This window comes from Mesorhizobium sp. M3A.F.Ca.ET.175.01.1.1 (assembly GCF_004791945.1).
Taxonomy (GTDB): Bacteria; Pseudomonadota; Alphaproteobacteria; order Rhizobiales; family Rhizobiaceae; genus Mesorhizobium.
This window is the reverse complement of the sequence record NZ_SRTP01000198.1, coordinates 1-340: the sequence shown is the minus strand read 5'-3', so window position 1 is coordinate 340 and position 340 is coordinate 1. Positions and strand designations below refer to the sequence as shown.

Genomic DNA, 340 nt, shown 5'->3' with positions numbered 1-340 from the left:
CTGAGCACGCAGGTGTGAATGGCGTAGCCATGGCCGTATTCGATCAGCCTGCCGCGATGGCGGCGATATCCGGGCACGAAGTGGAACTGGATGTCTCGAAGCCCGTTGGCGTGCCTGGCCTTCGCAAAGCCGCCGGCCTCGACATAGTTGGTGGTGAGCATGCCCTTGCGGCGCGCGAAATACTGGAACGGCGCTGCCGCGATACGAGGCAGGTTGGCAAGCGACAGGCCGAGCGTCCTGGTGCTTCTGGAGCGCACGGTGATCATGCCGTCGACATGGTCCTGCAGGTTCTTGCCGACGCCCGGCAGGTCGAGCACCGGCGCGATGCCGATCGCTTGGA

The 340-nt window shown here is 64.7% G+C and carries 1 pseudogene; it reads right to left on the bottom strand.

Annotated features, from left to right (window positions below):
- Positions 1 to 340: pseudogene (locus tag EN818_RS31325) on the bottom strand (alcohol dehydrogenase); the annotation flags it as partial.